This is a genomic window from Neobacillus cucumis, from assembly GCF_023715505.1.
Genome location: NZ_JAMBOH010000009.1, coordinates 135,142 through 159,758 on the forward strand (window position 1 = coordinate 135,142; position 24,617 = coordinate 159,758).

The 24,617-nt window shown below is 37.9% G+C and carries 25 protein-coding genes, 1 other RNA gene and 1 riboswitch; of the genes, 19 read left to right on the forward strand and 7 right to left on the reverse strand.

Annotated features, from left to right (window positions below):
* Window positions 1-142 precede the first annotated feature (142 nt).
* The 3 genes from M3226_RS15120 (at window position 143) to M3226_RS15130 (ending at window position 2,913) form a co-directional block, all read left to right on the forward strand.
* Window positions 143-985, forward strand: a complete 843-nt coding sequence (locus M3226_RS15120; RefSeq protein WP_251566546.1) for an aldo/keto reductase — start codon at window positions 143-145, stop codon at window positions 983-985.
* A gap of 154 nt (window positions 986-1,139) precedes the next feature.
* Window positions 1,140-2,642 (forward strand): DHA2 family efflux MFS transporter permease subunit, encoded by a 1,503-nt coding sequence (locus tag M3226_RS15125; protein WP_251566547.1) that lies wholly within the window; start codon window positions 1,140-1,142, stop codon window positions 2,640-2,642.
* A gap of 106 nt (window positions 2,643-2,748) precedes the next feature.
* Window positions 2,749-2,913 (forward strand): hypothetical protein, encoded by a 165-nt coding sequence (locus M3226_RS15130; RefSeq protein ID WP_251566548.1) that lies wholly within the window; start codon window positions 2,749-2,751, stop codon window positions 2,911-2,913.
* A gap of 25 nt (window positions 2,914-2,938) precedes the next feature.
* On the opposite strand, the gene thiC is transcribed toward M3226_RS15130, so the two are convergent.
* Complete coding sequence (gene thiC, locus M3226_RS15135; protein WP_251566549.1) at window positions 2,939-4,723, reverse strand: phosphomethylpyrimidine synthase ThiC; 1,785 nt, start codon at window positions 4,721-4,723, stop codon at window positions 2,939-2,941.
* Window positions 4,724-4,858: 135 nt separating this feature from the next.
* Window positions 4,859-4,973, reverse strand: a riboswitch (TPP riboswitch).
* 173 nt (window positions 4,974-5,146) lie between these two features.
* On the opposite strand from thiC, the gene M3226_RS15140 reads away from it, so the two are divergent.
* The 4 genes from M3226_RS15140 (at window position 5,147) to M3226_RS15155 (ending at window position 8,124) form a co-directional block, all read left to right on the forward strand.
* Entirely contained in the window at window positions 5,147-5,314 is a 168-nt protein-coding gene (locus tag M3226_RS15140) for a hypothetical protein (protein WP_251566550.1), read from the forward strand.
* 241 nt (window positions 5,315-5,555) lie between these two features.
* Window positions 5,556-6,002: a MarR family winged helix-turn-helix transcriptional regulator gene (locus M3226_RS15145; RefSeq protein ID WP_251566551.1), complete on the forward strand. Its 447-nt coding sequence runs from the start codon at window positions 5,556-5,558 to the stop codon at window positions 6,000-6,002.
* 238 nt (window positions 6,003-6,240) lie between these two features.
* Window positions 6,241-7,272 carry an NADH:flavin oxidoreductase/NADH oxidase gene (locus M3226_RS15150; protein WP_251566552.1) on the forward strand — a complete coding sequence of 344 codons (1,032 nt, stop codon included), beginning with the start codon at window positions 6,241-6,243 and terminating at the stop codon, window positions 7,270-7,272.
* Window positions 7,273-7,299: 27 nt separating this feature from the next.
* Window positions 7,300-8,124, forward strand: a complete 825-nt coding sequence (locus M3226_RS15155; RefSeq protein WP_251566553.1) for an aldo/keto reductase — start codon at window positions 7,300-7,302, stop codon at window positions 8,122-8,124.
* A 429-nt stretch (window positions 8,125-8,553) separates the two neighbouring features.
* Here the strand turns inward: M3226_RS15155 and M3226_RS15160 are convergent, their stop codons facing one another.
* Window positions 8,554-8,763 (reverse strand): alpha/beta-type small acid-soluble spore protein, encoded by a 210-nt coding sequence (locus tag M3226_RS15160; protein WP_251566554.1) that lies wholly within the window; start codon window positions 8,761-8,763, stop codon window positions 8,554-8,556.
* A 364-nt stretch (window positions 8,764-9,127) separates the two neighbouring features.
* Between M3226_RS15160 and M3226_RS32250 the strand changes: the two genes are divergently transcribed.
* Both M3226_RS32250 and M3226_RS15165 read left to right on the forward strand, forming a co-directional pair.
* Window positions 9,128-9,256 carry a hypothetical protein gene (locus M3226_RS32250; protein WP_255286518.1) on the forward strand — a complete coding sequence of 43 codons (129 nt, stop codon included), beginning with the start codon at window positions 9,128-9,130 and terminating at the stop codon, window positions 9,254-9,256.
* A gap of 106 nt (window positions 9,257-9,362) precedes the next feature.
* Entirely contained in the window at window positions 9,363-9,908 is a 546-nt protein-coding gene (locus tag M3226_RS15165; protein ID WP_251566555.1) for a hypothetical protein, read from the forward strand.
* 26 nt (window positions 9,909-9,934) lie between these two features.
* On the opposite strand, the gene M3226_RS15170 is transcribed toward M3226_RS15165, so the two are convergent.
* Entirely contained in the window at window positions 9,935-10,831 is an 897-nt protein-coding gene (locus M3226_RS15170; protein WP_251566556.1) for a TetR/AcrR family transcriptional regulator, read from the reverse strand.
* Window positions 10,832-11,023: 192 nt separating this feature from the next.
* On the opposite strand from M3226_RS15170, the gene M3226_RS15175 reads away from it, so the two are divergent.
* The 4 genes from M3226_RS15175 (at window position 11,024) to M3226_RS15190 (ending at window position 16,754) form a co-directional block, all read left to right on the forward strand.
* Window positions 11,024-12,550, forward strand: a complete 1,527-nt coding sequence (locus M3226_RS15175; RefSeq protein ID WP_251566557.1) for a DHA2 family efflux MFS transporter permease subunit — start codon at window positions 11,024-11,026, stop codon at window positions 12,548-12,550.
* 381 nt (window positions 12,551-12,931) lie between these two features.
* Entirely contained in the window at window positions 12,932-14,107 is a 1,176-nt protein-coding gene (locus M3226_RS15180) for a glucose-1-phosphate adenylyltransferase (protein ID WP_285857858.1), read from the forward strand.
* A gap of 274 nt (window positions 14,108-14,381) precedes the next feature.
* Window positions 14,382-14,981 carry a hypothetical protein gene (locus M3226_RS15185; protein WP_251566558.1) on the forward strand — a complete coding sequence of 200 codons (600 nt, stop codon included), beginning with the start codon at window positions 14,382-14,384 and terminating at the stop codon, window positions 14,979-14,981.
* 189 nt (window positions 14,982-15,170) lie between these two features.
* Window positions 15,171-16,754 carry a glucose PTS transporter subunit IIA gene (locus M3226_RS15190; protein ID WP_251566559.1) on the forward strand — a complete coding sequence of 528 codons (1,584 nt, stop codon included), beginning with the start codon at window positions 15,171-15,173 and terminating at the stop codon, window positions 16,752-16,754.
* Between the two features lie 73 nt (window positions 16,755-16,827).
* Here the strand turns inward: M3226_RS15190 and M3226_RS15195 are convergent, their stop codons facing one another.
* Window positions 16,828-17,214, reverse strand: a complete 387-nt coding sequence (locus M3226_RS15195) for a GNAT family N-acetyltransferase (protein WP_251566560.1) — start codon at window positions 17,212-17,214, stop codon at window positions 16,828-16,830.
* Window positions 17,215-17,464: 250 nt separating this feature from the next.
* Between M3226_RS15195 and M3226_RS15200 the strand changes: the two genes are divergently transcribed.
* The gene (locus M3226_RS15200; protein WP_251566561.1) at window positions 17,465-17,755 is read left to right on the forward strand and encodes a hypothetical protein; all 291 of its coding nucleotides are present in this window, start codon (window positions 17,465-17,467) and stop codon (window positions 17,753-17,755) included.
* 110 nt (window positions 17,756-17,865) lie between these two features.
* Here the strand turns inward: M3226_RS15200 and rnpB are convergent.
* Window positions 17,866-18,248, reverse strand: an RNA gene (rnpB, locus tag M3226_RS15205) — RNase P RNA component class B.
* A gap of 323 nt (window positions 18,249-18,571) precedes the next feature.
* Between rnpB and M3226_RS15210 the strand changes: the two genes are divergently transcribed.
* Window positions 18,572-18,706 carry a BA3454 family stress response protein gene (locus M3226_RS15210; RefSeq protein ID WP_251566562.1) on the forward strand — a complete coding sequence of 45 codons (135 nt, stop codon included), beginning with the start codon at window positions 18,572-18,574 and terminating at the stop codon, window positions 18,704-18,706.
* A 126-nt stretch (window positions 18,707-18,832) separates the two neighbouring features.
* Here M3226_RS15210 and M3226_RS15215 read toward each other — a convergent pair whose 3' ends face one another.
* Window positions 18,833-19,123 (reverse strand): putative quinol monooxygenase, encoded by a 291-nt coding sequence (locus M3226_RS15215; RefSeq protein ID WP_251566563.1) that lies wholly within the window; start codon window positions 19,121-19,123, stop codon window positions 18,833-18,835.
* A gap of 196 nt (window positions 19,124-19,319) precedes the next feature.
* The gene (locus tag M3226_RS15220) at window positions 19,320-19,865 is read right to left on the reverse strand and encodes a 3D domain-containing protein (RefSeq protein ID WP_251566564.1); all 546 of its coding nucleotides are present in this window, start codon (window positions 19,863-19,865) and stop codon (window positions 19,320-19,322) included.
* A gap of 208 nt (window positions 19,866-20,073) precedes the next feature.
* Between M3226_RS15220 and M3226_RS15225 the strand changes: the two genes are divergently transcribed.
* The 4 genes from M3226_RS15225 to M3226_RS15240 all read left to right on the forward strand — a co-directional run bounded on the left by M3226_RS15225 (window position 20,074) and on the right by M3226_RS15240 (window position 24,287).
* Entirely contained in the window at window positions 20,074-21,663 is a 1,590-nt protein-coding gene (locus M3226_RS15225; protein WP_251566565.1) for an ATP-binding protein, read from the forward strand.
* Between the two features lie 15 nt (window positions 21,664-21,678).
* Entirely contained in the window at window positions 21,679-22,380 is a 702-nt protein-coding gene (locus M3226_RS15230) for a response regulator (RefSeq protein WP_251566566.1), read from the forward strand.
* A gap of 257 nt (window positions 22,381-22,637) precedes the next feature.
* Window positions 22,638-24,071 (forward strand): GntT/GntP/DsdX family permease, encoded by a 1,434-nt coding sequence (locus tag M3226_RS15235; RefSeq protein ID WP_251566567.1) that lies wholly within the window; start codon window positions 22,638-22,640, stop codon window positions 24,069-24,071.
* A 54-nt stretch (window positions 24,072-24,125) separates the two neighbouring features.
* The gene (locus M3226_RS15240; protein ID WP_251566568.1) at window positions 24,126-24,287 is read left to right on the forward strand and encodes a hypothetical protein; all 162 of its coding nucleotides are present in this window, start codon (window positions 24,126-24,128) and stop codon (window positions 24,285-24,287) included.
* Window positions 24,288-24,617: the final 330 nt, after the last annotated feature.

Sequence of the window (24,617 nt, forward strand, 5' to 3'; positions counted from 1 at the left end):
AGTGGTTTGTTATGTATGATACCCATAAATCAAAAAAGTATATCAATTAGTATTTGCTATATATTCCAACTCCAATCTATTACTATGAAATTTATTGATAAATATGGTAATTTATAAATAGGACTGAAAGGAGTGAAAAGTTTTGGAGAAGACAATTCCAGAGATAACACTAAATGATGGGCTTACTATGCCAGTTATAGGTTTGGGAACCTATAGACTAAAAGGAAGTGAAGGGGTCAATTCTATCATAAGTGCGATTGATATCGGCTATAGACTGATAGATTCAGCTTATAATTATGAAAATGAAGGAACGGTAGGGGAGGCTGTTAGACGCAGTTCAGTTCCAAGAGAAGAATTAAAGATTACCTCTAAACTGCCAGGCCGCTATCAAAACTATGACAAAGCCGTTACGACCATTCAAGAGTCGTTATATCGGGCTAATTTAGATTATTATGATGTTTATCTGATTCATTGGCCTAACCCGAATCAGGATACATATGTGGAAGCGTGGCAGGCGTTAATTGACGCTAAAAAATGGGGACTGATTCGTTCGATAGGTGTTTGTAATTTCTTGCCTGAACATATCGAGCGTTTAGAAAAGGAAACAGGCGTGAAACCGAGCATGAACCAAATAGAATTACACCCTTTTTTCAATCAAGCAACACAAAGAAAATGGCACCAAGAGAACAACATCGTGACGGAATCTTGGAGCCCGCTAGCCCGGGCAAATGAAGTGCTGCAAAACGATATCCTTCAACAGATTGCCGATCAACATCAAAAATCAATATCACAAGTGATACTACGATGGCATTACCAACTGGGAGCTATTTCAATCCCTAAATCATCATCTCCTGAACGGCAGCTAGAAAATATCTCTATTTTTGATTTTTCATTAAATGAAACCGAAATGAGCCTAATTTCAGGATTAACCCGCCCAGAGGGAAGAATCAACAACCAAGATCCAGCTACATACGAGGAATTTTAGGGAAGCCTGGGGACGGTTCTCATGCTTAAAAAGAAGCGCGAGAACCGTCCCCGTTCTCCCAGATGATTAGTGTTTTCCTTGTATTCACATACTAACAAGTACTATACTAATTAAGTTTATATTATATAAATACATCTACAGGAGGACTTATTTCTTGGGTACTGCAGAAACAACGAAGAAGACTATTCGAACAACACCGATATTTGCGGTATTGCTGGCAGGGGCTTTTGTTGCATTCTTGAATCAAACGGTGATTAATGTAGCATTGCCCAAAATTATGGAGACTTTTGATATTTCCGCTTCAACTGCAAACTGGTTAAGTACCATCTTCATGTTAACAAATGGAATTGTCATTCCAGTTACAGCGTTTTTAATGGAAAGATATACCACCAGGCAATTATTTTTATTCTCCATGGGGGTATTTGCGGTTGGTACCTTTATTTGTGCTATTGCACCTGCCTTTTACATCATCCTGATGGGTCGTGTTGTACAGGCAATTGGAGCTGGGGTCCTATTTCCTTTAATCACAAATGTTATTTTTACGATTTTCCCGATCGAGCGGCGCGGGTTTGCAATGGGGATTTTTGGTGTTGCGATGAATTTTGCACCAGCGATTGGTCCAACATGGGCAGGGTGGATTATTGAAACCTATTCCTGGCATACAATGTTTTATATCATTGCCCCAGTTGCTTTAATGGACTTTTTATTAGCGATCTTTTTTGTGAAAAATGTAACAGAAACCAGACGTCCAAGATTGGATGTGCTCGGGGTTATTTTATCCACAATTGGATTTGGCGGTTTACTTTATGGATTTTCTACAGGTGGAACAAAGGGGTGGACTGATCCGGAGGTCGTTACCTTGTTTGTCATCGGAGGAATAAGCCTGATTCTTTTCGTATGGCGTCAACTAACTGTAGGCCATCCTATTCTTGAATTCAGGATCTTCAAGTATCGCATGTTTACGTTAACCACCATCATTAACGTCATTGTCACGATGGCCATGTTCTCCGGAATGATTTTAATGCCAATTTATATGCAGAATATCCATGGCTTTACACCACTTGAAGCAGGATTCATGCTACTCCCAGGCGGCATAGTGATGGGGGTTATGTCTCCGATTACTGGAAAGCTATTTGATAAATATGGAGCCAGATGGTTAGCAATTATTGGTTTAGCGATAACGATTGTGACCACTTATGCACTGACAAAACTGCATACGGATACGTCCTATACTTATGTTTTATGGGTATATACCGCAAGGATGTTTGGAATGTCCATCCTCATGATGCCAATCTTTACAGCAGGATTAAATGATTTGGGCCTCAGCTTAAATAGATATGGTACCGCAATGGTGAATACATTAAGGATGGTTGCGGGGGCTGTAGGCATGGCCTTTTTTGTCTCAATCATGACCAATCAAGGGGAAGAACATATGAAAACGATTATGAGCCAGGAAGAGATTTCCCCTGGGGATAAGGTCCACATGGCGATGGCGATTAAACAGGGAACGGTAATGGGGATTGATGATGCCTTTATGATCGCTACCTATTTATCGATTGCCGCATTTATCTTGGCTTTCTTTATCCGCACACGTGGTAAAAAGGAAGAAGCACCCATCCAAAAGAAAGCCATTAAAAAAGCACCGCAGATGCAGTAAATCATTTTTATAAAGTTAAAAGAAAATTGACGTATGCGCGTTAGCATACGTCAATTTTCTTTTAATATATATTTTTTAAACATGAAAGAAAATGGGAGGTTTTCTTTTGAAAAAAACCAATATTTTCTTAGTTACCATTTCCATAATTATTGCCATAATAAATCAATTTGTTGAGACAATTTTCTTGGATGGACACTCAGATAGTATTGGTACAGGATTATCTATTATTCTTTTGGCGATTATTCTTTTAAATCTACTGAGGGACAAATAAATAGGTCAATAGAATCTTAATCGATTTACTGATACAGTTTACCGCCAGATTGTTTAAACTCTTCTGCTTTATCCTTCATTCCTTTTTCAATCGCTTCTTCTGTTTCAAGTTTGTTTTCTCTTGCAGAGTTTCGAATATCGTGAGAGATTCTCATGCTGCAAAACTTTGGTCCGCACATGGAGCAGAAATGGGCTGTTTTGGCCCCTTCAGCAGGCAGGGTTTCATCATGGTACTCCAGTGCACGCTCAGGATCCAATGATAAATTAAATTGATCTCTCCAACGGAACTCAAAACGAGCCTTTGATAATGCATCATCTCTTATTTGTGCTCCGGGATGTCCTTTGGCCAAGTCAGCTGCATGTGCAGCAATTTTGTAGGTTATCACACCTTCACGCACGTCATCTCTATTAGGTAGTCCCAAATGTTCTTTTGGAGTTACATAACATAGCATGGCAGTACCAAACCAGCCAATCATTGCAGCTCCAATTGCGGAGGTTATATGATCATATCCGGGAGCAATATCCGTTGTAAGAGGTCCCAGTGTATAGAAGGGCGCTTCCTTACAAATTTCTAGTTGTTTATCCATGTTCTCTTTAATGAGGTGCATCGGCACATGTCCAGGACCTTCTACCATTACCTGTACGTCATGTTCCCAAGCAATCTGCGTTAATTCGCCTAGAGTTTCTAATTCTGCAAATTGTGCTTCATCATTTGCATCGGCAATAGAACCTGGTCGTAAACCATCTCCTAATGAGAAGGCCACATCGTATGATTTCATAATTTCACAGATCTCTTCAAAGTGAGTATATAAAAAGTTTTCTTTATGATGGTGTAAACACCATTGGGCCATAATTGATCCGCCACGTGAGACAATTCCGGTTAACCGTTTCGCTGTTAACGGAACATATCGTAATAGGACACCAGCATGGATGGTAAAGTAATCGACACCTTGTTCAGCCTGCTCAATTAAGGTATCACGGTAAACTTCCCAGGTCAGGTCTTCAGCAATTCCATTTACTTTTTCGAGTGCTTGATAAATCGGAACGGTACCAACAGGAACGGCTGAGTTTCGAATAATCCACTCACGGGTTGTGTGGATATTTTTCCCTGTAGAAAGATCCATAATCGTGTCGGCGCCCCAGCGTGTGGCCCACGTCATTTTTTCCACTTCTTCTTCAATCGATGAAGAAACCGCCGAATTCCCAATGTTGGCATTTATTTTTACATGAAAATGGCGTCCGATGATCATCGGTTCTGTCTCTGGATGGTTGATATTCGAAGGGATAATCGCCCTGCCTCTTGCCACTTCATCACGGACAAATTCAGGCTTCATATTTTCCCTGATTGCGATGAATTCCATTTCAGGTGTAATGATTCCTTTTTTTGCATAATGAAGCTGTGTCACATTTTTTCCTTTTTTTGCTCGTAATGGCTTACGCTTTAATCTAGGAAAAACTTTATGATTAGCCCTTGGGTCGTTTAGATCTTGATACCCATTATCTTCTGGTTTGATTTCACGGCCTTCATATTCTTCAACATCAGAACGTTCTCGGATCCAAGTACTTCGGAGCGCAGGCAGACCTTTTGTGATGTCTACGGAATAATTTGAATCTGTATAGGGGCCGCTTGTATCATACACCCGTACTGGGGGATTCGCTTCCTCTCCAAAGGTACTTGTTGTCGGACTTAGTTCAATTTCCCGCATAGGAACTTTAATATCGGGTCTTGAACCCTCTACATAAACTTTTTTACTGCCTGAAAAGCTTGACATGATGGAAATGTTTTTCTCATTTAATGAGGTTGTTGCCATTAGTAAATCTCTCCCTTTTTATAAAATGTAAAGGACGAGTTCTAGAACATTGATGGGGAAAAAGAAGCACATAAAAAAAGCCGGGTCCTATAAAAGGATGGACCCGGCTTTTGTATGTAGAAGTTAATCTTAAAAAAGATGCTAGTTCAACTTCCCCACGCTGGTATGATCCAGATCAGGTCCGAAGGGTCAAGAAACTTAAACGCGTTTCTCTCTCAGCCCAAACTATTGGACTCCCCTAGTTATGTTTATTTAACTTGCTTAAGTATACAAAAATAAAAATAGAAAAGATAGGTAATTTTTAAAAAAATCACAATATAAGAAATAAGACAGGGGACTTTTTAACTATAATTGAAGGAAATGTATATTCTTCAATCATCAAACAGAAAATAAAAGATAAAAGAAAATAGTGGAGGAATAGACATGGTACGCAATCGAGCTCACAAAGATCCGGAAAAGAATATGAAAATATTTAAAAACATCAATCAGTCCGCATTAAACTACGTACAGTCTGCAATTGAAAACCCGGAAGAATCAACAGATGACGCCACGCAAACCTTAGTTAACAATACGATGAATAAGAAACGATAATTCTATAAAACGGAAAAAGGTGGCGAGAGAATTCGCCACCTTTTTCTCCTCCAATCCCAAAAAACTGGACATTAACATGCCTATAGTCCTCATTTTGTTTTATAAGTGGGATATGTTGAAAAGTTTGTTTTTAAAAGCTATCGCAAGAGGTATAATTGACTAGTAAATTAATTAATTGGTAGTATAAAGGTAAATAAAATACAGGCTCTAGGGCCTTTTGGACAAGAGTAGGGTGGTATAGATGGAATCGTTTCCACAAAAACAACTAATAACCAATTGGTTATCATTCTCCCATCTGCAACTAAAAATTACAAATGAATTAGAAGACAGCCTTCAACAGAAACATCAATTATCGTTGAATGAATTCTACGTTCTCTTATTTTTAGCAGAATCTCCTGAGAAAAAGTTAAAATTGCAACAGCTGCAGAATATGGTGGGGTTAAGTCAGAGTGCCATGTCTAGACTGGTAAGCCGCTTTGAAGCGAGGGACTGTGGAGCCTTAAAAAGGCATATTTGTACAGACGACCGTCGAGCTATTTTTACTTCATTAACAGTAGAAGGGGAGGAAAAGCTTAAACAGGCAATGGTTACCTTTCAAGAAACCCTTGAAAAGACGTTTTCGAACGAACCGGTTCTTGGCGAGCTGCAACAGCTGCTGAATCAATTAAAAAAGGATGGGACCGATTAGAATCCGCTAGGTATGGGTTACTAGGTCCCATTTTTTTATGTTGAATCAAGTTGCTTGACGGACTAAATAACCGTATGCTAATTTGTATGCATGCACATACATTTTAAAAGCTCAGCAAATAAGTAGATTTGGATGGGGAAAATAACGTGGTAAAATTGGCGGAAAAGGTAGACGCTAACGAAAGTAAAACCACTCAACCTTGTATCAAATCATGTTATTGCATAAAGGGAGTGTACAGATGGAACATTTATTTACACCATTTCAAATTAAAGGTCTACAGTTGAAGAACCGCGTGGTTATGCCGCCAATGTGTCAATACTCTGTAACCAATAAAGATGGAATTGCTACCGATTGGCATTATGTACATTATGTCAGCCGTGCGATTGGCGGTGCAAGCTTAATCATCATTGAAATGACCGATGTGGAACCAGATGGACGCATCACAGATTATGATCTAGGCTTGTGGTCAGACGAGCACGTCCCTGCATTGAAACGCATTGTTGACGCTTGTCATCAACATGGAGCAAAAGTGGGCATTCAAATTGCCCATGCCGGACGCAAAGCACAAGATGCAAAAGAGCCCGTTGCACCATCAGCGATACCATTTGATGAAAAATCCAAAACACCAAGAGCTCTTTCTACCAATGAAGTAAAAGAAATCGTAGAGAAATTCCGTCTGGCTGCACAACGAGCCATCAAAGCAGGAGTGGATGTAATTGAGCTTCATGGAGCACACGGATATTTAATTCACCAATTCACATCCGCTTATACGAATAAAAGGACAGATGAGTATGGACGTGAATTAACGAAATTTGGGAAAGAAGTCATACAGGCCGTAAAAGGTGAAATGCCTGAAGATATGCCATTAATTATTCGTATTTCGGGAAGAGAGTACGTAGAAGGCGGTTATGGAATTGACGAAGCCATCGAATTTTCAAGAGAATTTCAAAAAGCAGGAGTCGATATGTTCCATGTAAGCGCAGGTGGAGAAGGCCCAATCGCTGCAGAGGGAAGACCGGGCACACATGTAGCCTACCAAGTGCCATTAGCAAGAGCGATTAAGCAAGCACTTAATGTCCCTGTCATTGCAGTTGGCAGATTGGATGAACCAGGACTGGCCAACTTTGTAATCGGAAATCAGGATGCAGACCTTGTTGCCGTTGGAAGAGCCATGCTAAGAAATCCTTATTGGGCATTGGAAGCTGCAACAATACTTCACAAAGAAATTGAAATTCCAAGACAATATGATAGAGGATTTCCACGTCGCTAAAAAATAACCATGATGGGAGCAAAAAACATGAATTATGTTACGCTAAACAACGGTTTAAAAATGCCGCAGCTCGGTTTTGGCGTTTGGCAGGTTGAAGATGAGCAAGCGACTGCAGTAGTTGCAACTGCAATTGAAGTTGGCTATCGTTCAATCGATACAGCCATGATTTATAAAAATGAAAAAGGCGTTGGAAAAGCACTTAAAGAAACGTCTGTTTCTCGGGAAGAGTTATTTATTACCACAAAAGTCTGGAACAGCGACCAAGGTTATGAAAATACCCTGCGTGCCTTTGATGAAAGCTTAGAAAGATTAGGCCTTGATTATCTCGACCTATATTTGATTCACTGGCCAACACCTCAATTTGATCAATATGTAGATACCTATAAAGCATTAGAGAAGCTTTATCATGATGGTCGCGTCAAAGCAATTGGTGTGTGTAATTTTGAAATAGAGCATTTAGAGCGTCTTCTAAGAGAATGTGAAGTGGTTCCTGTTTTAAACCAAGTTGAGTGTCATCCGTACCTTGCACAAAATGAATTAAAAGAGTTTTGTGCCAAGCATAATATCTTTGTGGAAGCGTGGAGCCCTCTAGACCAAGGTGGAGAAGTACTGCAAGATCAAGTGGTTCAAAAAATTGCGGCGTCCCATGGCAAGACTCCGGCACAAACCGTGTTGCGCTGGCATTTGCAAAATAACACAATTGTCATTCCGAAATCCGTAACACCATCTAGAATAAAAGAAAACTTTGAAGTATTTGATTTCGAACTTACTACTGATGAAATGAACGCAATTAATGAAATCAATCGCAATCGACGTAAAGGTCCACAGCCAAACGAGATGCATGTTCGATAGTATACAAAAGAAGTATGGGGGCGGTTTATGCTTCCCCGGATCATAAATTCCGTCTTCATGTTTTTGGAACACAAAAAAATGACCTATCCAGGGATATGTCATTTTTATGTTATTAAGCTTTAGCACCCGAAAAGAATCTAAATGATTCAATGAAACGGGGAGGGGATTAAGTAAGGATTCATAATCCCTAGTGATATCACATGACAACATATCTATTATTGGATTTCTCCCCTTGTTACTATTCATTAGTTTTTAAAATAAACATTGGACGTTTTAATGGATGAGGTTGACTTTTTTGTTTATTTTTGTTTTTATGTTTACGTGATTACACTTTATAATTAGAACATTTTTATAAATAAGATTTTCATCTCTAAAGACAAAAAGGTTACCTGTCATAGACAAGTAACCTATAGCCATTTTATGAAGTTTTTAGCGTGAAGTACCGCCGAATTGTCCTGCCAATTGAGATTGTGCAGTTGCAACAAGACGTTTTGTAATCTCTCCACCAACAGAACCATTGGCACGAGATACAGTGTCTGCACCTAATTGCACACCAAATTCCTGGGCAATTTCAAACTTCATTTGATCAATAGCTTGTTGTGCACCATTTACTAAAAGTTGGTTATTATTGTTTGACATATTAAATCACCTCCAATTAATACTAATGTTCCTTAAATGAACGACAGCATACTTTGTAAATTTTGGATGAAAAGGATCAATAATTTTCTCATATATCGGTGGGGTATATTTTTGATCAGATTAATTTAGAGAGAGATTTTTGGCCATAGAGGAGTCTCTTTTTATGACACAGTAGAGACCGCAAAAAATATATACAAGTAACCTTATGCCATTTATACCTTACTCGGTAAAACTAGAGAAGTCAGATATATCAACAAAATCTTAAAAGCATAGCCAACTAAAAAGAAAGCAAACTAAAATCATGGGGGGCGGATTTCGTACCCTTACTCCTATAAATCAAAAGACTAGGACGGTGACTAAAGAGATGGCGAAAAATAAAAAAAGCAAATTTTCAAAGAATAAAAAAGGTGCTCCAGAGGCTGATGTAGAATTTGCAGGAGAAAATGGCCTTGAAAAAATGGCGATAAAGGCTCAACAAAATCATAATCAGTAAGCCCGTTGGGACAGTATACCTGTCCCTTAATTTTACCAACGTCATAAAGCGGTCTTTTTAATTTTTCCCCGATAATGATTCCCTAAAATACAGGTAGGTGCTGCTTATGATCGTCTATCACGGATCAATAAAAAAATTTGAACACTTTAATAAAGAAGCAGTGGTCCAAAAATGGAGTAATGATATCGATACAATTGGATTTTGGTTTACTTCTGATATCCATTCGGCAAAACCATTTGCCATCGGAACGGAAACCGTTATCGAAAAATCAGAAACGGAGTTTTGGGATGATGGTGAACCAAAAATCGTGCAAATAGAGAAGCCTGTCCGTGGATTTATCTATCGAGTTTTTATTGATGAACCTACTCTAAAGGAATACGAATCCTATGATTTATTTATGAGTGAACGTGACATCTATTGCGATTATCTAGAAACCAAAAAAAGAAACCCTAGCTGGAAAGATCAAGTCATACTATTAAATAAAGAAGAAGCCAATGCCAATCTTCGAAAAAATTTAATCAAACAGGGATACGAAGGTTTGGTAATCCGAAACACAACGCTACATGACAAGATTACAGATTTGTATTGTATTTTTTCAGAAAATGCCCCCTATATAGCCGACGTCATGCCAATAGATGAATTGGAGCAATGAAAAAAGTGCGAAACCATTTCGCACTTTTAGGTATATGATTTGTCCGTAAGAAAATCTTCAATAATTTCCTCAAGCTTTTGTAAATCCGTCTGCCAGACATCACCTGAAATTTCTCTTAATGTGCTAAGAGCACTTTTAATAAGGAATTTTCGCGGCGTCTTGGAATGGATGACTTCCTCCTGAATAAAGTCCAGTAACTCAAAATGTTCAAGTTGCTCTGCGCCGTCCTTCATATGCTTTTTTAATGCGGATACGATATGATATATTTTTTTCTCAAACACTAGTCCAGTTTTATTGCATTCAGGGAGCCATTTAGAAAGAATTTCTGGATCCAATAATTGATCCCCGCTGCTTGCCACTTCATTCACCATCTTTACCACTCGTTCCACGGTAAAACGGATGACATGCTTCAAACTGCTATCCGTCTCATGAGCCAAAAAATGATAATGAATATTATGATGGAGCATACCAGTGAACATGACTGCACAATCTAGCAGGTATGGATGTTTGCTTTTTTCAAAAATGTCTAAAAAGCGGTGATAAATCCAACTAAGATGCATAATTTGCATCCTTTTTAAAAATTGTTTTAAGGCGGGGTCATTGGAAACAAAGACTTCTTCGAAAAGGGTTAACAGTTTATTCCTCTTATTAAAAGCCATGTGTAACTCAAGCTGCCCTATAAATACCTCAATATCAGCTGGATCTTGTCCAATTAAGAGATGATTGCGCTCCTGATCGATTTTCTTCCCCAATGAAGTAAAAATGGCAATTAGCAATTCATTTTTGGAGGAAAAATAATTATAGAAGGTACCCTTTGAGATACCGCTGTACTCTAAAATATCGATAATGGAAGTGGCTTGAAAACCTTTTTCGACAAACAATTGATGGGCTTTCGTAATTACTTGCTGTTTTCTATCGTTCATTTCATTCACCTATATTTTCTGATTAGACTGATAGTACAAAATTATTGTACCTCATTTTTGAATCCAAGACAAATATCATTAAATTACTGATATTTTTTAGTTGCAAAAAATGAACTAACGGTTTATGATATTGTTTATGCAGAATAATAGTACAAAAAAATGTACCATCAGTATACACAAGGGGGAATACAAATGGAATCAACGATAACAAATAATCGCCCGCCATATGGCATTATTGCCATTTTGATGATCGGTGCGTTTATTTCCATGTTAAATGAAACACTATTAAACGTCGCACTGCCCTCCATTATGAAGGATTTAGATGTAAATGCATCGACCGTTCAATGGCTGGCAACCGCGTATATGCTGGTAAATGGGGTTATGATCCCAGCAACTGCGTTTTTAATACAAAAATATTCAGTAAGAGGATTATTTTTGACAGCGATGGGATTATTTACGGCAGGTACGATTATTGCCGGTTTTGCTCATGTTTTTCCATTATTATTAGTAGCCAGGATGATTCAAGCATCAGGTTCCGCCATTATGATGCCACTATTAATGAATGTTATGTTAACAAGCTTTCCGCCTGAAAAAAGGGGAGGTGCGATGGGTCTTTTTGGATTGGTATTCATTTTTGCCCCAGCCGTTGGACCAACTCTATCAGGTTATTTAATCGAACATAATAGCTGGAGAATTTTATTCCACCTCGTATCACCAATCGCGGCTGTTGTTCTATTGGTTTCCATTTTCTTATTAAAAGATAAAAAAGGCAAAGTAGATATCAGTCTAGACCTATTGTCATTGGTGTTATCAAGTATCGGATTTGGCGGATTGCTATATGGATTTAGTTCTGCCGGTGATAAAGGCTGGGATAGTCCTCAGGTGTACGTAACCATTATTGCAGGTGCGATCAGCTTGGTGTGGTTTGTACTTCGTCAAAACAAACTTGAGAAGCCGATGTTGAATTTCAAAGTTTATCGATATCCGATGTTTGCTTTATCCTCTGTCATTTCGATCGTTATTGCCATGGCGATGTTTTCAGCGATGTTGCTTTTACCGATTTATGTGCAAACGATTCTCGGCATCACACCATTAAAATCAGGTTTATTAATGCTTCCTGGTTCAATCTTAATGGGGATTATGAGCCCAATCACTGGGAAATTATTTGATAAATTCGGTGGCAGAGTACTTGCTATCATTGGTTTATCGATTACGATTTTTACAAGCTATATGTTTAGTACATTAACATTAGATACGAGCTATACGGAATTAATGCTTATATATTCAGCACGTATGTTTGGGATGTCAATGGTTATGATGCCAGTCATGACAAACGGATTGAATCAGCTTCCAGCAAGATACTACCCGCATGGTACGGCGATGAACAACACGTTACAGCAGGTATCGGGTGCGATTGGTTCGGCTCTTTTAATAACCATTATGTCAAACCGAACGAAAACACATGCCACTGAACTTGCGAATTCTGCGATGAAGCATGTAACAGGAAAACCGACTGCCGAAATGATCGCACAAATGAAGCAAGAAATTGCCATGAAGGCAATGTTAGAAGGGATTAACGATGCATTCCTAGTTTCTGTTGGGATTGCCCTTATTGCTTTAGTTCTTGCATTCTTTATTAAACGGGCGAAACAAGCAGAAGATCCAGAAGAATCAAAGGCTGCACAACAAAAAGTGGTTAACAAACTTGCAGAAAATTAAACCGGAGAGGGTGCCCTATGTTTGGGGTATCCTTTTTTGTTACATAAAAAAATCAATAAATAGCAAACTAACATTGTTGGTAAAGTTTACTAAACATGAAAAATATCCTCAATGAATACAATCAAACTATGATGGAGTAAATACATAGTAATTCAGGGCTAAAATGTAGCTGAACTTGGACAATGGTGTAGAAAAATGACTTATAAAAATAACAAATTTTTGAAAGCCTTTTCTGTATTATATTGGAAAAATAACTGTAAGAAATACTAACGGAAAACTTGTTATTCTGCATGATTGGATTAAAATTTAATTATAAGGATGACAGACTTGGTAAATACCCTGTTTACTCAAATAAAATAAAAAAACAACAAGGAGGAGACCATGACAAAAAATAAATGTATTGCGATGCTTTTAGCCGGCGGCAAAGGGTCTAGATTAAAAGACCTAACCACATATACCGCAAAACCTGCTGTTCCGTTCGGTGGAAAATATCGAATTATCGATTTTACATTAAGTAACTGCAGCAATTCTGGTATTGAAACAGTGGGTGTTTTGACACAGTATCAACCACACACTCTTCAAAATTACATTGGTGACGGAAAGTACTGGAACTTAGCTCGGCAAAATGGCGGCATCACAATCCTTCCTCCGGATCAAAGTCAGACAGGGGATCGATGGTATGAAGGAACGGCTCATGCTATTTATGAAAACCTCTCCTATATTGAAAATTATAATCCAGAGTATGTTCTTGTTTTATCCGGTGATCATATTTATAAAATGGACTATAATAAAATGCTTGATCAGCACATAGAAACAAACGCTGATGTCACGATTTCCGTCATTCATGTTCCTTGGAGAGATGCTAATCGTTTTGGCATAATGAACATAGATGCAGATTCCATGAGAGTACTAGATTTTGTAGAAAAGCCAAAACGGCCTAAATCTAATCTTGCTTCCATGGGGATCTACATTTTTAAATGGGAAATGCTAAAAAGATATTTAGAAATAGAGGAGAAAAGACCATTTTCATCTAAGGATTTTGGAAAAGATGTAATCCCTGCAATCATTAATGATAACCATCAGGTGTATGCTTTTCGCTTTAACGGTTATTGGAAGGATGTTGGAACCATTCAAAGCCTTTGGGAAGCAAATATGGATTTACTTTCTTATGAAACCAATCCTATTTTACAAAATGAAGAGTGGGGGATATATACTCGCGAAACCTTCCATCAGCCTTTTTATTTGGATGGTAAAGCTGACCTTTCCCAATCATTAGTCTCAGAGGGCTGTAAGGTGTTTGGTAAAGTAGATAATTCCGTTCTTTATAACGGGGTGACAGTGAGTAAGGGGGCAGTAATCAAAAATTCAGTCATTTTGCCGAATACGTTTATTGGGGAAAATGTTGTGATTAATCGATCCATCGTTGGCAGTGATACGTTCATTTATTCTAATGTGCATGTGGGAGATAAAAATCCTTTCAGTGAAATCACTCTAATTGGAAACAACCAAATTATCAAGAAAAATATGCCGAAGCAAATAAAAGGAAATGTAGTTTAACATAAAAATTGGAAAAACTCACCCAAAAAGGATGAGTTTTTAATTTTGACCTTAATTGCTATAAATAAGGAACTCCCGCTATAAAATTGAATGGATATGAAAGAAACTATTGCTATCCCCTAGCCGATTTTTTTTATGAAAAAACCATACATCAATTGCTAATCCAGGAATACATGTAAATGATAGCTCCATTTTTCATTTTATAGGGTGATTACGTTTAATGTTATCAATAAGTAGAATCAGTTCGTTATTTACCAGATGGAAGGGGATACTTATGCGATTTATAAAGTGGACGCTGAAAGTATTCAAAAAGAAACATGAGATTACAGTCGGACCGTATTCAAAAAATATGAAGTTAGTCGTAGGAAGCCTGCTCTGTACAATTGCGGCTGTACTTCAATCAGCAGGATTGATAGGCGGGATTGGCTATGCGTTTAGCATTATGGCAACAGGTCCGATTGTCCTCTCGACGGTCATTTCAATCCGAATCGGGCTGTTAACATATGCGGTCACAACCCTGTTATTAATCATTCTGCAGCCTAGTGAAGTCTTGGTTTTCCTGTTTACCACCGGCTTTCTCGGTATATCGCTTGGAATTGGATTTAAACTCTTTAAAACGGGAACTGTGGTTTCGTTAATGGGAGGAACCTCCCTCACGGCCGGAATCCTGATATTACTTTACCTGTTTCAATTTCCTGTATTAGGTCCTTTAGTCTCAAGCAAGGTAAGTGGTACAGTGGGATTAGCCATTTTCCTTTTTGGTCTGTTTTATAGCTGGATTTGGATGAATCTATGCATGGTTGGATTGAAGCATCTAAATAAGGTTATGGTGAGAAAGTTATTTATTGAAAAAGATGAATCAAGCTGCAGGTGATGGAAAGTCAATTTCCTTCACCTTTTTTTTATTTCAAATTAGACCCAAACAAGTAATCTATTTGCTGAATGATTTTAAGGAGAAAAAGTAAAAATAAGATAGACATCATAACTTGAAGTCTGTACAAAAAGATCCGCTTATTAAATTTGATGGACTGACAGCAAACTTCAACCAAGGGAGTACATAAAAATGAATGCTATTAATACGAGTGATTCTACGACAGAAAAAAAAGAAACCGTAATGAATAAAATTTTAGGAGCCATCAGCGGAAGTTTCGCGCCAATTCTTGGGGTACTTGCGGGATCCGGCTTAATTTCTGCATTAATATCCATTTTAACGACATTAGGATGGTTATCTCCAAAAAGCGGTACCTATGCGATCCTTGGTGCAGCAGGGCATGCTATTTTTTACTTCTTCCCCGTGTTTCTCGGGATTACATTAGCCTTAAAACTCGGAGCCAATGGCTATGTTGGCGGCGCAATTGGTGCTGCGCTTTTGGAACCTCATTTTACCAATTTAGTTGCCTCACATGCTCAAAATGTCCATTTCTTAGGGATTCCAGTTATATTAGCGAGTTATTCTTCAACGGTTTTTCCTATATTAATTGCGGTTTCCATTTATTCGGTATTAGATAAGTTTTTGAAAAAAGTGATATATAAAGACTTGCAAATGTTTGTTAATCCACTTATTTCATTACTTGTTATCGTTCCTTTAACCGTACTTATTTTTGGTCCGTTTGGCACCTATGTTGGAGGGGGCTTAGCAGTCGTTATTAAATTATTAAGTTCAACAAGTGGAATGTTGACAGGAGCGGTCATGGGAGCCGCATGGTCATTCCTGACGATATTAGGTCTCCACTGGGCCGTCATACCAATATTCATTGCAAATCTAGCGGCTGGCGGTGATCCGCTTAGCCCGATGATCGCCGCAGCTCCTTTTGCTCAAATTGGGTTGGGCCTTGGGGTTTTCTTTAAAACCAAAGATAAAGACTTGAAAACACTCGCTGCTTCTGGGCTAGTTCCAGGTGCATTAGCGGGAACAACTGAAATTATCACCTATGGTATCCTCGTCCGTTACAAACGAACGATGTTGATTGTGGCAATTGCTGGAGCTATTGGCGGGGCAATTAATGGTATGTTTGGGGTAAAAGGGACTGCATTTGCTCTCCCGAGTTTCTTGTCTATTCCTGTATTTACACCAATTGGACTATATTTAATTGGTACTTTATCGGCTTTAGTTATAGCAATGGTTCTTACAATTGTTTTGGGATATGAGGGTAAAAGCGACGTAGTACCTGAAAAAACAATCAAAGATGTAAATAGAGAAACCATTTCAAGCCCCTTAAGTGGAGAAATTGTACCATTGAGCAAAGTTTCAGACCCTCTTTTTTCAACTGAAACGGTAGGAAAAGGAATCGCAATTGATCCAACAAAGGGGGAAGTGGTATCACCTGTAGATGGAGTTGTGACTACATTATTTCCAACCGAGCATGCGGTTGGCATTACTTCGGAAGATGGAGCTGAAATCTTAATTATAGTTGGGGTTAACACCATCAAGCTGAAAGGGCAATTTTTCACTTCTCATGTAAAACAATGGGATACAGTGAAGAAGGGTGACTTACTGATTGAATTTGACATTGAAAACATTAAAGCCGCAGGCTACGATGTAAAAACACCTGTCGTTATTACTAATACCAATCAATATATTGATGTTGTTCCAACCAGTGAGGGAAATGTCCAGGCAAAAGATGAATTAATCAGGCTGGTTGTATAAGGAAAACGGTGAGAGGAATTTCTCTCACCGTTTCTTATTGCATATGTACTTTTTTATGTTTAGTGCAAGAGGTTTATGCAAGTATTTCTGACAGTCTGCTTGGGAAAGAATCATGTATGTCACATTTTACAAAAAAGGCTTTTGTATGTTCATCGGGAACAAAATGAGGATCTGGATAAAGTTCTTTTAGGGTCTTAATCATTTTTTTACCGATTCCTTTTCCACGATGGGAAGGGTTTACGGAAATATGTAATATTTGCATCAAGTCCTCTTCAACAAATAATACACCGACTAGACCAATAATACCGTCCTCTTCCTTCCACAAAAAAAGCTGCCGGTCTTGTTCTGTTTCATATTGTGTTATGGTCATCTGAAGCTTTTGGAGATCTTTTTCATTCGGCATAAAAGACAATAGTCCCATGGCAATTTTGTTAAACATTTTTTTGTAACGTGTCAACATAATTTAAATCCCTCTCTAAATAAATAGACTGATACTGCTAACCGCTAAGTAATGCTTTGTTACCATATCATTTGATTTTTTTATTATATAACAGAACTACATACAATGTAACATATATAAAAGCTAATAGTTTTACAATCATATTAAAAATGGGTTGCAGGGGAATTAATTAGCTACATTATTTTTCACATTTTTTTTTAAAAAGTAGGGGAAAATAATAAAGATAAATCAAGAAGAATGGGTGATTCCAATGTCATTTATATACAATCTCTACAGCTCAAAAGAATTTGGATTTACAAAATCTTTTCATATTAAATGCGAGATTCCGCCTCATAAATTTCGTTTAATCATGTCGGAATTTCGGCAAAATGGAGAAGAGAACACAGAAGCCTTTGTTAAGTACATGAGTGAAAACTTTCCTGATTCATTCCAACTTTTTGAATATGACGATGTTTTACAATATGATGCTGACCAGGAAAACTCTGCTATCCTGGCAAATCTTTTAACAAACGGGAAGGACGACTTCCATGAACCGTTATAATATGGTTTCACAGAGGAATATGTATGTAAGGGGCAGGGATTAAGTAGCTGACTAATGAGTTATCCCGCCATATAGTTGCTTCTATAAACAATTTTATCAGCATATGAAATGGCTGTAAGCCAGGTTCTGTACTTCCGTACTGTAAACGGCAGCTAGCCTTGTACAGGAAGTAGTAGTCATATAACTATCGACCAATGGTCAATTCATCCGTTTGGTTCATTTCCCGCAGGATGATGCCCCTACCTAATTTGGGTTGCTCGCTCGTGGGGTTTACCCGTTCCACCTTTTCCGTTTCCAGAAAAGCATCGTCACTGTGGCACTTTCAGGTTACTCTCAGCATATCTCGAAGACTTAGCATGATTTCACCGCCGTCAGCCGACCTTAAATCGACCGCCCACCCTTGCAGATGGCACGAACACTACAGGCATCTCAGCACTGTGCGAGCCTGGACTTTCCTCAGCTCCTTAAAAAGGAACCGCGACTACTCACCATTTCATATTTAATTCGTTCAGAAGCGACACTACATACTATATCAGGATTAAAAGGTTAAATCTTTAGGAGGTTACTTCCAAAGTTACCAATACTCAATATATTTCGACATTTTTCTGCAATATCATTATTGCAGCAACTTACAACAAGGAATAGAATCATAAAAAGTTAGTTGATTTTATTGACTTTGCCAGCCAATACCGTTGATAGGGGAATATTTCTTATATATTAAGTTGAGAATTTGTCAAATCTTGACCTTTTTTTTAGCTTTAATCACTTTGATTTTATTTGTAAAATATAAAAAAGTTAAAAAAGGGGATAGAACAAATGTACAAGTACACAATCTATGTAACTCATAAAGGTAAAGTTTATCAAACCAATGTAATAGCTCCTAAAAACCAAACAGAAGAAGAAGTTTATCGAATTGCAAAAGAACAAGTTGAAAAACAATGGACAAATTAAATAAAAATCCTCAGATAATAGTGAAAATTACCTCACATCACATCATTAAAAAACAACCCAAAATCATAGGTTAATACCTATAGTTTGGGTTGTTCATTTTCTTATCCATTTTATAAAGGTTAATGGTTATTCAATCGGAGTAAATATTTCTCTTTCACGCTTTTCTAAGATTGGGATTATTTTTCCTTCAATGATATCTTTAAAGTGTGGTGTGTGTCGATGTGCCTCAAGGGCAGCTTCATCTACATATTGTTCATAAAGTAAGAAAAGATCCTTATTTTCTGTTGAGCGATTAGCGGTGTAGACAATACACCCTTTCTCATGTTCATATACCAAGGGTTTCATCTCTTGGAGATAAGCTTGAACCTGGTCACCATTACCTGGTATACAATAATATTTCGCTACTAATACAATCATATTGACTCCTCCTAAAAAATTTTAAAAAAGCTCATAACCTCTTTATTCCATATTAGTAATAACTACTGGCTTAATTCAAGGTTTCTTTTTTAGATTCTTATGTAACTTGAATTTGATCGAAATTAGGAAATAAAACAGATACGATTAAAAAGCCGCACCATTTGGTTGCGGCTTTTTAGATGATTCGATAAGTGGATTAGTTCAGAATTTGTATTTTTACGTTTTTTCTTCCCCATTGCACAGCAGCTTTTTGAGAAGGTATAAAAACATCAATTTTATATCCTTTTATGGCGCCGCCAGTATCACCCGCGATCGCATATCCGTAACCGGGAACATAGACCTTTGAGCCTAATTTAATTACTTTCGGGTCAACGGAAATCACCTTTTGATTTGGGTTTTTCTTCAAATTAATGCCAGTAGCTGTAATACCAGTACAATTTTTAAAGTTTAACGTGTAAGCAGAGGCATTGACTGTGATTTCTTTTATTGCCTTCACAGGCTTAGCTGGATTTGCAGGGTTACCAGGATTTGCTGTTTTTAATACTTGATTTATTTTAATAAGATCGGATGAAAGATGGTTCCATTGCTTTAATTGATTGACAGTAATATGATAGGTCTTGGCAATTTTTGAAAGAGAATCGCCTTTTTTTACGGTATATGTATTAGATGCCGCAGAAGCACCGCTGCTAATTCCAAATAACAGCATAAGAGATGTTGAAATCGTTATCAGGGATTTTTTCACATTTAAAACTCCTTTGTTCTACTATAATAAAATAATACCAGAGTAGTATTGCAATTCTGTTTCAAAAGTTTACTAATTTCGTGACAATGTGATAGAAGCATGGGGACGGTTCTCCTGCTTCCTAAGAAGCAAAAGAACCGTCCCCATGCTTACTACAATTTGTTATAATGAGAGTACTATATAACGTTTTCAATGTTGGAGATAAACTATGAAATTACCCTACATAAAGTTGAAATTATTTACCCAGATGGTTATCCATATATCCATTGTCATTTGTGCAACATCGATCCTTGCAGCACTTTTTTTTACTAAAATAATGGACGATCTTTCTGCACAATATCTAGGTCATGAAGCAATGTCAGTAGCTAAGATGGCTGCTCGTGACGCAAGGATTATCCGTGCTTTTACTAACGAAAAACCTGCAAAGGAAATACAACCGATTACGGAAAAAATGAGGAAACTGACCGGTGCAAGTTATATCGTGATTGGAAATAAACAAGGGATCCGTTATTCCCACCCGAATCCGAAATATATAGGTAAGTACATGGGTACAAGCAATGAGCCTGTTTTTAAGCAGCACATATCCATTGTTTATTTTGGTGAAGGGATTTCGGGCCCAGCTATTAAAGCCAAAACCCCGATTGTAGATACAAAAGGGAATATAATTGGCGTTTCCTCTGTCGGATTTTTAATGGTGGATGTAAAAAAGAGAATCCTTACCTATAAAGAAGAAATCATCGGGCTTGCTTCATTGCTTTTATTGATTGGGATTTCCGCCGCCTTTTTTATTGCAAGGAGAATAAAACGGAAAATGTTAGGTCTCGAACCCGAGGAGATTTCCTATGTTTTCAAAGAAAAGGAAGCAATCCTAGAATCTATTCGCGATGGGATTATTGCTGTGGATAAAGATTTCCGGGTGCTATCCATGAATAAACGCTCCCGCGAATTATTGAAGGAGAACCAGCCTCTGAATAATTCAATGATCCAAAACACTCGCTTAAGGGATTTGGTTCAATATGTTATGGAATCAAAGACAGGAAAAACCAATGAAAAAGTATTGATAGGGGATCAAGTGTATGTGATAGATTTTTCAATTGTTACCCAAAGGGACGATATCGCTGGGGTTGTCTTAACCATCCGGACAGAATTTGAAATTGAACAATTATTTGATGAAGTAACTAAAATTAAGTCTTATTCCGAAAACATAAGAGCGCTCAACCATGAGTTTTTAAACAAATTAAACACGATTTATGGATTGTTAAGCATTGGGGAATACGATCAAGCAAGAAAACTGATCTCAAGTGAAGTGGAAGAACGGCAAAGCACGATCGTCTTTCTCATGACAGCTGTTAAAGATCCTTTCCTTGTAGCTTGTTTGTTGGGCAAGATAAATCGTTCAAAAGAGTTAAAGGTAGATTTAAAAATTGATCAAGAGAGCTGCTTAGCTGAGATACCTGATTCTATTGATACAAAGCTGCTTGTAACCATTTTAGGCAATATAATAGATAATGCGATGGAGGCTGCAAAGGAAAAACATATAGCTGGGGCAATAGTAACTGTTTCCTTCACAGACATTGGCAGGGATCTTATATTTGATATACAAGACAATGGACCGGGTATTCCGGAGGAAAAACAGAATGCCATTTTTATAGAAGGGTATACAACCAAACCTGGAAAAAATCGAGGAATTGGTCTAAGTATTGTGACGAACTCACTTGAGCAATTAAACGGACAAGTTTATATTACAAACAGCTATTTGGGTGGTTCAAAATTCACTCTTGTGATTCCTAAAAGCTAACGAAGGAGAATGTATATGACGGGCTATTCTATTCAAGTCATGATTGTTGAAGATGATCCTGTAGCCGCTAAAATTTATAAGCAATTTACTGAAAAGATAGATGGGTTTGATGTTTCTGTGATTGCGAGTTCGGGAAATGAAGCAATAGCCTATCTAGAAACCTTTAAGCCCCAATTAATACTGTTAGATATTTATCTGCCAGATATGAATGGCATTGACTTATTAAGAGTGATCAGAATGAAATACCGTGGCATCGATATTATTCCAATCACCGCAGCCAATGATGCAGAAACAGTGACAGAAGCAATTCGTGGAGGAGTTTTTAGTTATTTAATTAAACCGATTGATGTAAAAAAATTCACTGATGAATTGACTAGGTATAAACGAACGATGAGTCAGCTTCAGATAAAGAAAACAATGGACCAAAAGGAGATAGATACCTATTTCTCATTAGCAGATCGTTCAAAGCGGGAACCAGCTGATCAAAAACAACCTCCTAAAGGGATCGATAAATTTACGTTAATGAGAGTTCGGGACAAACTCCGTTTTGAAAAAGAGAGTGTAAGCGCTGAAGAGTTAGCGATCCTCCTTGGAATCACGGATTCGACTGCACGAAAATATTTAGAATATCTTACTTCGCTTGATGAAATGGAAGTTGATATCCAGTATGGATCTGTTGGCCGGCCTGAACGCAAATACAAATGGAAAAAGAAGTGAAGATGTTGGGATTGGTGACAGCCAGTCTCTTTTTTTTGCTATCAACCATTCGTTTTTACAAAAAATGTAAATAATTAGTTTATTATTTTAATTCTTATTATTAGGATAATATTCTAATTTTTCTATTTAAACTGTAAATTTAGTTTTAACAGCTCTCAAACGACGGTTTGAAAGCGTTATCTATAATTGCTTTTAGGGAGAATGGAGAGCGCTCTCTTGCTCAAAAAATTAATTCACGATTCATAAGGGGTGTTTTTATGACAAGTCATGATATTACACTACTCATTGTAGCAGTATGCAGCGTGTTGTTGTTGATCCTTCTCATAGTTTCAAAATTGCGAATGCATCCTTTGCTAGCGTTATTAGTAGTGTCCATATGTGTAGGGGCTGCTTCCGGACTAGACACAACGACCATTGTAGATTCCATTGAAGAAGGTGCCGGAAAAACACTAGGCGGGGTCGGATTGCAAGTAGCTCTTGGGGCAATGCTTGGAAAACTATTGGCTGACTCAGGTGCAAGTGACCAAATTGCTTCGGCTATTTTGAGACGTTCCAATAAACGAACGTTACCATGGTTTATGGGTGCGGCAGCCTTTATTATCGGGATTCCCATGTTCTTTGAAATAGGACTCATCATGCTTCTGCCACTCATTTTCTCTGTAGCGTCAAAAATTGAAAAACAGGGGAATATAAAAGGATCAGCGTTCGTTCTGATTGGAGTACCAGTTATCGCTGCCCTGGCCACGATGCACGGGATGGTACCGCCACATCCCGGTCCACTAGTTGCAATTGCAGAATTTAAAGCAAATCTAGGTATTACCATGGTTTATGGAATTATCTGTGCCATCCCTTCTGCTATTCTAGCAGGACCCGTATATGGTAAATTTATTAGCCCACGAATGACTGTTCGTCCAGATCAACAACTATTGGACCAATATACAGCAGCAGGTGTGGATAATGGAAAGAACCTTCCGGAGTCTGACGCAGCGCCTTATACGGCGGCAGCCATAGAAAAACCACGGGTCTCAACTGTTACTTCCTTTGTCGTGATTTTGCTGCCAATGTTAATGATGTTAAGCCGTGCATTAGCTGAAACAGTGTTTAAGAATTCAGCCATGATTAATAAAATAACAGAATTCGTAGGAGAGCCCGCCATTGCCCTGTTAATCGGTCTACTAGTTGGGATCATTTTATTAGGGTATGTCCGCGGAACAGATGCGAAAAAACTTCGCGACTCGCTTGGTGCCAGTCTTAAACCGATTGCGGGAATCTTATTAATTATTGCAGGCGGTGGTGCCTTTGCAAAGGTGCTGGTTAATTCCCACGTTGGGGATGCCATCATTCATCTTTCTTCTGGGTTCAAACTTTCTGCTATTGCCATCGGTTGGCTGATTGCCGCTTTATTATCTGTAACTACAGGGTCTGCGACTGTGGGAATTGTCGGGGCAACGGGCTTGTTAGCTCCACTTGTCGGATCCGATCCAAGTATTAATAAGGAGTTACTGGTAGTGGCCATTGGCTCGGGTTCATTGTTCTTTAACTACGCAAATCATGCAGGCTTCTGGTTAGTAAAGGAATCCTTTGGTATGTCGATGGGGGAAACCTTTAAAACGATCACCATTATTCAATCGATTATTGGACTAGTTGGATTAGTTATGGTTCTATTATTAAATTTGCTGCCCCATTTTTAGAGTAAAGAGTAGTCTAATTAACTTCATGTCGATTATAAAAAAGAGGAGATTCCAATGTGGAATATCACGGTATATTCAAATGAAAATAGTATAATCATGTACGAGTTTAATACGGAAAAAGAAGCAAGAGAAGTCTTCAATCATATTACGGGTTGCAAAATTCTTTCAGAAATTGTCTATTTTAATGATCCATGTTTCGCTTTAGAGCCATTCTAAAAACCTTCTAAAAAGCTCTTGAAATAAAGGAAATATCATTGAATTTACATTAAATAATGATGTAAACCGAAAAACTCATCCACGACGGAGCTATTGACAAAGTGGGAAATCAGATTATTTTTTTTTGAAAAAGAAAAAAGTTCGTAAATTGTTCACAAATCTGTATTTACATGATACTATTAGAGAGGTTTATAGAGTATGAAAAGTTCATTGATGCCAGTTAATAAAGATTGACTGCAGCATCCTGTTCTTGACGTAGTGTATATGGCGGGAAAGATTGCTAGTATGAGATATGCTCAGCTGTCAGCCCACTATAAAACGGTACATGCA

Bases quoted from the DNA above. Each gene is read 5' to 3' on its own strand.
- thiC (WP_251566549.1), bottom strand. From the start codon at position 4,723: ATGGCAACAACCTCATTAAATGAGAAAAACATTTCCATCATGTCAAGC.
- M3226_RS15140 (WP_251566550.1), top strand. From the start codon at position 5,147: ATGGTACGCAATCGAGCTCACAAAGATCCGGAAAAGAATATGAAAATA.
- M3226_RS15145 (WP_251566551.1), top strand. From the start codon at position 5,556: ATGGAATCGTTTCCACAAAAACAACTAATAACCAATTGGTTATCATTC.
- M3226_RS15150 (WP_251566552.1), top strand. From the start codon at position 6,241: ATGGAACATTTATTTACACCATTTCAAATTAAAGGTCTACAGTTGAAG.
- M3226_RS15155 (WP_251566553.1), top strand. From the start codon at position 7,300: ATGAATTATGTTACGCTAAACAACGGTTTAAAAATGCCGCAGCTCGGT.
- M3226_RS15160 (WP_251566554.1), bottom strand. From the start codon at position 8,763: ATGTCAAACAATAATAACCAACTTTTAGTAAATGGTGCACAACAAGCT.
- M3226_RS32250 (WP_255286518.1), top strand. From the start codon at position 9,128: ATGGCGAAAAATAAAAAAAGCAAATTTTCAAAGAATAAAAAAGGTGCT.
- M3226_RS15165 (WP_251566555.1), top strand. From the start codon at position 9,363: ATGATCGTCTATCACGGATCAATAAAAAAATTTGAACACTTTAATAAA.
- M3226_RS15170 (WP_251566556.1), bottom strand. From the start codon at position 10,831: ATGAACGATAGAAAACAGCAAGTAATTACGAAAGCCCATCAATTGTTT.
- M3226_RS15175 (WP_251566557.1), top strand. From the start codon at position 11,024: ATGGAATCAACGATAACAAATAATCGCCCGCCATATGGCATTATTGCC.
- M3226_RS15180 (WP_285857858.1), top strand. From the start codon at position 12,932: ATGACAAAAAATAAATGTATTGCGATGCTTTTAGCCGGCGGCAAAGGG.
- M3226_RS15185 (WP_251566558.1), top strand. From the start codon at position 14,382: ATGCGATTTATAAAGTGGACGCTGAAAGTATTCAAAAAGAAACATGAG.
- M3226_RS15190 (WP_251566559.1), top strand. From the start codon at position 15,171: ATGAATGCTATTAATACGAGTGATTCTACGACAGAAAAAAAAGAAACC.
- M3226_RS15195 (WP_251566560.1), bottom strand. From the start codon at position 17,214: ATGTTGACACGTTACAAAAAAATGTTTAACAAAATTGCCATGGGACTA.
- M3226_RS15200 (WP_251566561.1), top strand. From the start codon at position 17,465: ATGTCATTTATATACAATCTCTACAGCTCAAAAGAATTTGGATTTACA.
- M3226_RS15210 (WP_251566562.1), top strand. From the start codon at position 18,572: ATGTACAAGTACACAATCTATGTAACTCATAAAGGTAAAGTTTATCAA.
- M3226_RS15215 (WP_251566563.1), bottom strand. From the start codon at position 19,123: ATGATTGTATTAGTAGCGAAATATTATTGTATACCAGGTAATGGTGAC.
- M3226_RS15225 (WP_251566565.1), top strand. From the start codon at position 20,074: ATGAAATTACCCTACATAAAGTTGAAATTATTTACCCAGATGGTTATC.
- M3226_RS15230 (WP_251566566.1), top strand. From the start codon at position 21,679: ATGACGGGCTATTCTATTCAAGTCATGATTGTTGAAGATGATCCTGTA.
- M3226_RS15235 (WP_251566567.1), top strand. From the start codon at position 22,638: ATGACAAGTCATGATATTACACTACTCATTGTAGCAGTATGCAGCGTG.
- M3226_RS15240 (WP_251566568.1), top strand. From the start codon at position 24,126: ATGTGGAATATCACGGTATATTCAAATGAAAATAGTATAATCATGTAC.